Source organism: Okeania sp. SIO2B3 (assembly GCF_010672525.1).
Lineage (GTDB): Bacteria > Cyanobacteriota > Cyanobacteriia > Cyanobacteriales > Microcoleaceae > Okeania.
This window is the reverse complement of record NZ_JAAHGH010000172.1, coordinates 1-9,359: the sequence shown is the minus strand read 5'-3', so window position 1 is coordinate 9,359 and position 9,359 is coordinate 1. Positions and strand designations below refer to the sequence as shown.

Here is a 9,359-nt window from a genome sequence, read left to right as displayed (position 1 = left end):
TGAATCATCTGAGCTTGAGTCTGCTGAAGTTCTGTTAATGTTTGCTGAAGTTCTTGTTTTTGTTCTCTTAATTTAGCTTCTGATTCTCGTAGTAAGTTTTCGGCTTGTTTACGTTCTTTAATTTCTAAAAGTAGTTTTTCTTGAGCATTATTTAATTCGTGTAAAGTACGATTCTTTTCCTTAAGTTGTTCTTCAAGTTCGTCGGTTTGAATAATCACTTGACCTGCTAATGGACGCAATAGTAAAATCATGCCACCTGCTCCCAGAAAACTGAAAATAACTATTAGAATAGCAATCGTAATCAACTGGCGATTAACAGAAGCATACAATTCCTGACGATCGATTTTAATCACAAGTCCCCAATTTACTTTTGAGAGGGGTTCAAAAGCAATTATTTGACCATAATTCCAAAACTTAGGTTTGATCAACGTAAGTCCTGATTCTTGAATAACTACTGTTTTTTCCAGTGCTTTAATAATAGGTTCTGATAAAGTGTTAGCTTGATTTATGGACGATAAAAATAATTTTACTTGTTGATTTTGAAAGGTTCCTAAAAAAATTTCTCCTGTTTGACCTAGTCCCGTATAATCTGTGATTATTTTTTCTAAATCCTCCGTTTTAAATAAAACTAAATCTGTTCCCTGTTGTTGTTGATTAGAGTTAAAAATTGCTTGGCTAACAATTATATAAGATTGATTATTGAGGCGAATTGGATTGCTAATGTGAGAATTTTGAGAGTTCTGAGTGGAAAAATTCCAAAATTTTTGAGGGATAGGTAAACCAAGTTGAACTATCAATTGATTATCTCGATCAAAGCGACTAATGCCCACTACATCTTCGCTCCTATTTAGAGCATCGCTCAGATAGCGTGTAATATTAGAAACAGCAGAAGCACGATTATTTTGGTTGCGGTTATAAGCTTCTAATTCTAGTCTTGCTTGGGTACGACTAGCGATTTGTGTTGCAATACCTTTGGCTCTTGAAATAAATTCTTCTACTGCTAAAGTTCGAGTTCTTAAAGCTGACTGTAAATTGCTTTCTTCGTTTATTTTAAGTTGCTTATAAAGAGGAAGTATACTGACTATTGCAACTAGAACACTAATAGTAAATATTCCGGCCGCAGAATAAAATATTAAAAGTATTTGTAATTCCTTAGAATTGATAGATGATTTATTCATAGATGATGTATTTGACTGATTATATAAGTTTCATCATATATATAAATCATAATTTTATTTGTGCAAAAATATGTGATGAAACTAGAAAAGTTTGGTGAAATTTTTAGGGGTTTAATCTATTTTTTTATTTTCAATAAATCATTGAAGATTACTATAGCAGATTCACAAGTTCACCTAATTTCATAAAATTGTATTTTATGGGATCTAGTCTGCTTTTTCGTATTCTAGATAGCTATCTAATTTAGAATTTATTGATCTATATTTTTCACATTAATTTTAATGCCCCAAGCTTATTTGAAGAATTAGTTGTGGGTTTTGATAACGGCTTGTAGATGTGGAGGGAAAAAACTTAGAATATCTGATCATACACCTGATAATTGATACAGCATATTTCAGGTTAATGAGATACATTCAACAATTAATAATTAATAATTATTACCTCTCCTTGAAAAGAAGAGGATTGACTAATCATGAAAAATTTTTCTTGTTTCTCCTTGTAGAGCGACAGCTCGTGGCGCAGCCAAGGAGAGGCTTTAAACCTTAATTATTCGGTAAACATAATTTATAAAGCAGTTTAAAAAATACTAGGAGTCATTGAAGAAGGCAGAAGGGAAAATTGCATAGAGATTAAACCCGCCACAGAAAAGATAAAATCAAGGAATTTAACTCATTTACTTGCAATCTGTTGTCACTAATTCAATTTGCATTATTTACGGTTAATATTAACAGTATTGATAAGTAAATTATCAGATAAAAATTAATATTATGCCTCTGTTATAGCAATTCCCAAAAAGAGTGAGGTACAAAATTCATTTGTTTTAGGGAACAGGGAATAGGGAACAGGAAAGAAAAAATAAAGATAGGTGTACCCCACACTTCCTGAGAAACGCTATATACCAATTCCCAAAAGCAACGCTATACTTAGATAAAACTTCAGTTATTAAATAATTAAAAAGATTCAAATCACTTTTTTACTAATTTTAGACAAGTTAATGTTAATTATCCTTGTTTTTACTTCTATCCCACTCCCCTACTTCTCTACTCATGAAAATGTAGAAAAATTTTTGAGAAATGGTATTACTTGTATAAAAAAAACAGCTTATCAAAAAAATTGACTAACTTATATCTCCTAAAAAATAAACTATAGTATTTTCAGCTGAGTGAGGTACAATTGTTATTCTTATACCATTTCATTTAAGAGGATAAAAAAAGAAAATTCTGCATCATTTCGCCTCCCTATTGCAGGAGGTACTGATAACATAGTTACTCTGTCAAGAGGTTAACTGAATTAACTTCCGTGAAATGGTATAATTTTCTTTTACCTATTCCTTAAAATCTAGAACTTTGTACCTCACCAATATTAGAGTAGAATTGCTATACCATTAATTTCTAAGTAACTAAAAAAGCAAGTAATTCTATAATACACACAAGCTTAATCGACAACTATTGCACTTGACTACCGTGAACTCTCGGATCTGCTTGACTTGCTTTAATTGGGGCCAATGATGTGTTAAACTTAGACCCTTGACCAACAGTACCATCGTATGGTAGAATATTCCCTGCAATTAAAGCTTCTATATTTGCTGTCATCACAGATTTTGGTATTTCTCCAATAGTCTGGCCAACTTCAGAACCATCTCGATCCAAAAATACAAAGTGGGGAATACCATCTACTCGATATTTAGCCAACTCTGGCAACCACTTGCTGTTATCCACATTCAACATCACAAAGTTGGCATTTTCAGCATACTGTTGTTTAATTCCCTCCAATTCAGGAGCCATAGCTTGACAAGCAGTACACCAATTGGCATAAAATTCAATGAGACTCGGTTTACCATTACTTAAGGCCACATTCAGAGGTGTTGCAGCTTCAGCCATTTCACCTAAAGAAACCGAAGTAGTCTCTGTTCGTAATCCAATAAAAATGGTCACTGATAAAGCGATCGCTACCAACGCAATAATGAAATTTCTCAGGCGCGTTGTTAAAGAGGAAGTATTTGTAGAGTCAGATGGGTTTACGCTCATTGTCAAAAAATTAAAGAATTATTACAATTAAGAACTATAGCTATTAGTTTAGCAATTGCCATCTTAAAACAAAGAGCATAAAAATTAATTACATAAGACTTCTTGCAGAAGTCAGGGAATAGCGGTTCGACCCCACGTTGGCGACAGACGCAAGCGGTCGGAACCAGGCAAGGTTTCCTCGCCATGGGAATGCCGATCAAGAGAGGGAATGCGCACCAAGAGAGAGAATAGCACATAGGACATAGGGTATGAAATTGTTGATTTAATATCTTGAATTGATTTAATTAGGGCTTGCTGATTAATTCTCAAAGGATTGATAGATAAAGGTAAGTGCCTTTTTAGAACAAAAAAAAGTGCAACAATATTTAAGCTGGAGCGAGGAAAAAGTTAGCATTTTGAGCAGACAAGGGTAGAAAAATTCAAGGACTCTCATATTCGACCACATCCTTTGTAATTCCCGTTTCTCCTGTCTCCTGTCTCCCCCTCCACGGTCGGGGCCCGCGGGTGGGTTGACTCCTACCCTCACCCATAAGACTTATTGAGCACACCCTAATTAAAACTTTTGCAAGAGGTCTATAGTTAATCATAAATAAAAACATCAAAAATCACCAAAAAAAAGATTTAATTTTGACTACAAAAAGTCAAATAATCCTAATTAGGGGACATAATACATAGCTATGAAAAAACGAGTGACTCTAACATTTTCACAAAGTTCGATTCACATGCCAATTACTTATCGGTTGGCAAAAGATTTTAATGTTGCTGCTAATATTATTCGTGCTCAAGTAGCACCAAATCAAGTTGGTAAATTAGTACTGGAATTATCAGGAGATATTGATGAATTAGATGCTGCTGTCGAATGGATGAGACTAAAAAATATAGATGTATGTTTGGCTAGTAGGGAAATTTTAATAGATGAAGATAGCTGTATAGACTGTGGTTTATGTACTGGTGTTTGCCCTACAGAAGCTTTAACTTTACAGCCTGATACCTTTCGTCTCAATTTTATTAGAGCTCGTTGTATCGTATGCGAACAATGTATTCCTACCTGTCCAGTGGGAGCAATCTCTACTAACTTATAAATTTAATGTGAAACTAATACCTTTACTTTCTTTAATCCTACTTTTAATTACTTACACTATCTTAGGCTGGAGACTAGCTAGTACTCAAGCTTCTCAGTTATTATATCTAGCTATTATAGCTGCTATTTTTTTATTAGATATTATATTAACTGTTCCTCTACCTAATTTTAAATGCATAATTACACCCTGGTTTCAATCTGATATTACGACTTTTATTGCTGTGATTATTTCTGCTTTTTTATTTGTAGTTATCATTAGGTGGATTAGTCTTTCTGTCGATGCTTTAGTGTTAATGTCTGCGGGAATATTGGTAAGACTGGATACTCAAGTTTGTGGATTAAAAAATTGGCAGTCTTTTGTTATTCTACTAATTATTTCTCAAGGAAGTTTAGGGCTAGGAATTATGCTTTATAGACTTCAATATCTAGCATAATCAATTAAACTTGAAAGACCTTAAATCTCAGCTATACTGCTTCTATGAAACAGAAAACAGAAAGCCATGGACAACTTGATAATTTGTCGTTAAGCAGCATTATCTGTTACCTTTACTTCAAGAGTAGCTTCAAATTTTAATATTAATCTTGTGGGTTCTATAGACGTTTAAGAAATTGTCAAATATATAACAACCAATAATAGTTGATTTCTGAGATAATAATAGAATAAGCGTTTAACTGTCCTTGCTCCCTACCCGATCTATAGGTAGGGGTTTTTTTATCTTTTTCTTTTGGGTTTAATAACCCACCGTCACCCTCGGTGTTTACAATTGGTTAGGGTTTGAGTCCCCATCCACTTTTTCCTTCTTTCTTCTTCAATAAAATCTAAAAAATTTTAACTCCCCCGGCGGGAAGTCCCGCGCTCTCCCGGAGGGGAGCGTCGTATCGGAAAGCCGGGCGTTATCTGTGTTGTTCGTCGGGGATTTCTCTTTGTAGCATACATATTATATTGTAGCATATATATTGACTATAGCTATTGACAATTACAAATCAATAGATTATGATTCTCATCAACACAGGGGGAGGACATCACCTCTGTTAAAACAGCGGTCAGAGCTTCTCTGACTGAAGAATCCCGCGTTTTCGCGAATATAGCAACGTCGGGAGTATGTCAATATATTCATCCCAGATATTATTTAGTTTCTACCAAATATTTTATAGCCCCATAAAACCATAACACTTTACTTTGGTCAAAAAACATCTATTTAGTTAGATTATTTTTATACTCAAATCTGGGGATAAACCTTTTAATAACTAATTTGGGCTTGCTGATTAAATCTAAAAGCATTGACATATAAAGACAAGTGCTTTTTTGAGGCCTTTAAAAAGTGCAAATTTTTTAGCTGTTGATGCTGATACTAGGAGCGTATTTTAGGCTCATAGTTGGGCAGAAAAATCCCAAATTGACAATTGTTACTCCTACCTCCTCGCTCATTCCCATTCCTCCCCTCCTGGGAGGGGTTAGGGGTGGGTTGTCTCCTGTCTTCCCCTCCCCTCCTGGGAGGGGGAGGGGCTAGGGGTGGGTTGGTCGGGAGTCGCGGGTGGGTTGTCTCCTGTCTCCTACCCCTACTAAAATACTTTTGAGCGCAAACCCTAATTTAGTACCGATGATTTGACCACTTTTTTAACTTCTGCCAAGACTAACATTGTTAACTGTTCTGGAGTAGATTTAGGCTCTACATGAATATGAACATCTGCATTAGCATAAAGTGGCCGTCGTTCCTCTAAAAGAGCCTGAAGTTTACCCAGAGGGTCTCTATCCTGAAGCAGAGGTCTAGTTCGATCGCCCTGTAAGCGAGTATGTAATACCTCTACAGGCACATCTAACCAGACTACAATACCATGCTGTAAGTAGCTCCAGTTAAAATGACTTACGATAATACCACCACCTGTTGCAATAGTCAAATTTTTGTAACTAGATACTTCTGCCAATACATTTGTTTCCAACTGCCGAAACGTTGCTTCACCATCATCAGCAAAAATTTCATTGATAGACTTGCCAGCAACTTGAGAAATCAAACTATCCGTATCTAGAAAACGATACCCTAAGCTCTTGGCAAGCAACTCTCCCACCGTTGTTTTACCTGCTCCCATCATCCCAACTAAATAAAGATTTACTCCTTGTAACAACTTTTTATTACTAACATTCATAAGTACTAACATTCATAAGTTACTGTTGAAAAAAAGCTATCATAAATTTTGAAAGAGGACTCCCATTAAATCAAAGATTATAACGGTGAGACGGGGGGTATAAATTGCCCGGGGGACCTAAACAGACAGCCCCTCATAAATTTCAACCAGAAAAATAATTGAGCAATAGGCACGGGCATTTTTGGTATTATAATCGTATAAATAGCCGTGGGGCAGACGGTTGAATAAAAGCGCACCGCCTGCGCTGTCTCGAGCGCGTAAACACGGAGCAAGAAAGCTTGTGGAGATGGTAGTAGCGGGGGTGCAACTCGACTTGTTTGATTTGTGATCTAGTCCGAGAATCTGTGATACAAGAATCTCCCATTATAATCTTTGATTTAACGGTGAGAGTGTCAATAAACAACAGCTAAACTTATTTTGGATCTTCTGGCTGATTATCTTTGTCAGAAACTTGATCATCTTCTTCTTTTGGCTCTTCTGGCCGATTATCTTTTTCAGAAACTTGATCATCTTCTTTCTCCTGAGTAGGTATAGATGTATTTGCAGGAGGAGGAGTAATTATCCGATAATCTGCATCATAAACAGATTCAGTTTGACCAACACCTGAACTGCCAGTATCACGATAACCATAAGAATATACAGAACCAGACCAAGAACCTGTTTTTGGCTGTTGTTCTGTTTCATAATTTTTAGTAGCACTTTCATTCACAGATTCCTGTATTTCTTCTGAACCTTGCTCCTCTGTAGTGCCATCCCAAGAACGATTCACCCTGGGAGGTCTTGGTTCCCAATCATCATAATTTTCATTTTTCCTAGCTGTTTCTGAATCTTTATTCAGGTTAAAAGAGCTTTGAGAATCTGAAGTTACTTGAGGTTGTGAAGCATCCCAAACTTCCTCAGTTCTATCTTGATGATGAGACTTTCTAGAACGAGGTCTAGCAGGTTGTAAATTCTTTTTTAACAAGTAATTTGAAAGTCCGAAAATACCATAAATCAACAAATAAGTAATCACACCTGCAAGAAAAGCACCTAAAATCCATATAGACAAAGGTAGAGGTATAGATCGTAACCCCAAAAAAGTTAAAGACAAATTAGGGGACCAATTTTGCCAAGAAAATAAGGCCAACCCAACGATTATCATTAAAACTACCAACAATAGTAAATTCCGAGATCTATTCATGGCCTATCCACCGTTTTATAGGAACACAATCTAAACCAAATTGGTCTAGAGCACGAGCTACCACAAAGTCTACCAAATCCTCTATAGTTTGGGGATTATGATACCAAGCTGGGATTGCCGGGACAATTCTTGCTCCTGCTTCTGCTAGAGTAGTCAAGTTTCGTAAATGAATCAAGCTAAAAGGTGTTTCCCGAGGCACCAATATTAGTTTACCACCTTCTTTTAACTGTACGTCTGCTGCACGCTCCAGTAAATCTGAACTGAACCCAGCAGCTAACTTACTCACTGTTCCCATACTGCAAGGAATGATAATCATCCCCTGAGTTCGATAGGAACCACTAGCAATATTAGCCCCTATATCTTGCCAAGGATGACAACGGAGTTTGCCATTGTTTTCTTCTCCTGCTTGCTCTCGCCAGAATTTTTCTTGTTTAGCGGGTTCAGCAGGCATTTTAATATTTTGTTCTGCTTGCCAGACTGAGTAGCTAGCTTTTGAGGCTACTAAATCAATAGTATAATTGGATGCTAACAAAAATTTAATAGTTCTGACAGCATAAATTAGTCCTGATGCTCCTGTAACTCCGATCGTTATCGGTAGTTGCGGAGTAGAAACAGAATCATTCATTTTCAATAAATATTTTTAGAGCTTACAAGGGTAAATTTTTTAGCAAATCACCAATAGAGTAAAACACTTTCTGCGATTTTTGGTAGCTTTCAGGACTCCACTTGACCATAACCTTAGAATTTTTAACTATAAGAGACTATTACTTTTTTTAGTTTAAGACAAATTTTTAGATAGCTTCTTTTTTTATGTTATTTTTTTTTATACCTAACTACCTAACTATTGGTCAATAGTTAAAGAGAAATTTATGATGGGTACTAGAGAAGCGTCTTTTTTATTAGGTATCCTCATCTAATGAGTGTTTATACTTATTTTTAGACAACTTCTTTCTATGTTATCTTTTTTTTAAACCTAACTATTGAGTCCTAGGAACGAGAAACAGGCAAGACAATCCGAAAACCCCAAATGATGCTGAAGAGGTCGGCATCGATATAGTTACGCCCGGCGCAACGGCAATACCTAGAATTGAGGTTCCAGCTACCGCCACGGAGCGCTCTTCCATTACTATCACCTCCAGTTTCCCAAGCACTTCTATCTGTAGGCGCACCTTCATAGTTATCATGCCAAACATCCTGACACCATTTCCAGACATTGCCGTGCATATCATACAAACCAAAACTATTGGGTGGAAAGATTCCCACATCTGTAGTTTCTTGTCGATATTCTCCTTTCGGTGAGTCACCATAAGGATAGTTGCCATTATAGTTAACTAACTCAGACGTTATAGTTTCTCCAAAATAAAAAGGTGTGGTTGTTCCTGTTCGACAAGCATATTCCCACTGACTCTCACTGGGTAAACTATACTTTTTACCCGTTATTTCTGAGAGTTTCTGCTCACGGGGTGACAAGCTAGTTGAAAGGTATATATAGAAATGGATTTGCCTTCTGGAGCTGAAGAATACTTCAACAGAAAGGGAACGCTGGCTTGAGAATAGATGGGGGTGTAGTGCGATCGCTTCGCTGTGCCTCCGGCAATCGCGACGCGTTCGCACTACACCTCAATCCCGCCTTGAACTATTGTTCAAGTAAACTGCTAAATAATATTATTAAACAACTTAAAAATCACTTTTCTTAATCGATTATTAGTCAAAAATTACGGTGTTATTAAGTAGTGTATTTATAGCTTTA

Annotated in this window: 6 protein-coding genes and 2 pseudogenes; 2 read left to right on the top strand and 6 right to left on the bottom strand. The window is 36.2% G+C overall.

The annotated features are described in order from the left end of the window. Both F6K15_RS36495 and F6K15_RS36490 read right to left on the bottom strand, forming a co-directional pair. Nucleotides 1-1,178 (bottom strand): annotated as a pseudogene (locus tag F6K15_RS36495) (hypothetical protein); the annotation flags it as partial. A gap of 1,443 nt (nucleotides 1,179-2,621) precedes the next feature. After that, nucleotides 2,622-3,203, bottom strand: a complete 582-nt coding sequence (locus F6K15_RS36490; RefSeq protein ID WP_293070818.1) for a thioredoxin family protein — start codon at nucleotides 3,201-3,203, stop codon at nucleotides 2,622-2,624. Nucleotides 3,204-3,880: 677 nt separating this feature from the next. Between F6K15_RS36490 and F6K15_RS36485 the strand changes: the two genes are divergently transcribed. Together F6K15_RS36485 and F6K15_RS36480 are read left to right on the top strand one after the other, a co-directional pair. Continuing rightward, complete coding sequence (locus F6K15_RS36485; RefSeq protein ID WP_293070817.1) at nucleotides 3,881-4,285, top strand: NIL domain-containing protein; 405 nt, start codon at nucleotides 3,881-3,883, stop codon at nucleotides 4,283-4,285. A gap of 7 nt (nucleotides 4,286-4,292) precedes the next feature. Next, nucleotides 4,293-4,718, top strand: a complete 426-nt coding sequence (locus F6K15_RS36480; RefSeq protein WP_293070816.1) for a hypothetical protein — start codon at nucleotides 4,293-4,295, stop codon at nucleotides 4,716-4,718. A gap of 1,153 nt (nucleotides 4,719-5,871) precedes the next feature. Here the strand turns inward: F6K15_RS36480 and F6K15_RS36475 are convergent. The 4 genes and pseudogenes from F6K15_RS36475 to F6K15_RS36460 form a co-directional block, all read right to left on the bottom strand. Continuing rightward, complete coding sequence (locus tag F6K15_RS36475; protein ID WP_293070815.1) at nucleotides 5,872-6,429, bottom strand: shikimate kinase; 558 nt, start codon at nucleotides 6,427-6,429, stop codon at nucleotides 5,872-5,874. A gap of 412 nt (nucleotides 6,430-6,841) precedes the next feature. Next, entirely contained in the window at nucleotides 6,842-7,609 is a 768-nt protein-coding gene (locus F6K15_RS36470) for a hypothetical protein (protein ID WP_293070813.1), read from the bottom strand. Then, nucleotides 7,602-8,234, bottom strand: coding sequence for a flavin prenyltransferase UbiX (locus tag F6K15_RS36465; RefSeq protein WP_293070811.1), 633 nt, complete (start codon nucleotides 8,232-8,234; stop codon nucleotides 7,602-7,604). Before F6K15_RS36465 ends, F6K15_RS36470 begins: the two co-directional genes overlap by 8 nt. A gap of 362 nt (nucleotides 8,235-8,596) precedes the next feature. Beyond that, nucleotides 8,597-9,064: pseudogene (locus F6K15_RS36460) on the bottom strand (formylglycine-generating enzyme family protein); the annotation flags it as partial. Nucleotides 9,065-9,359: the final 295 nt, after the last annotated feature.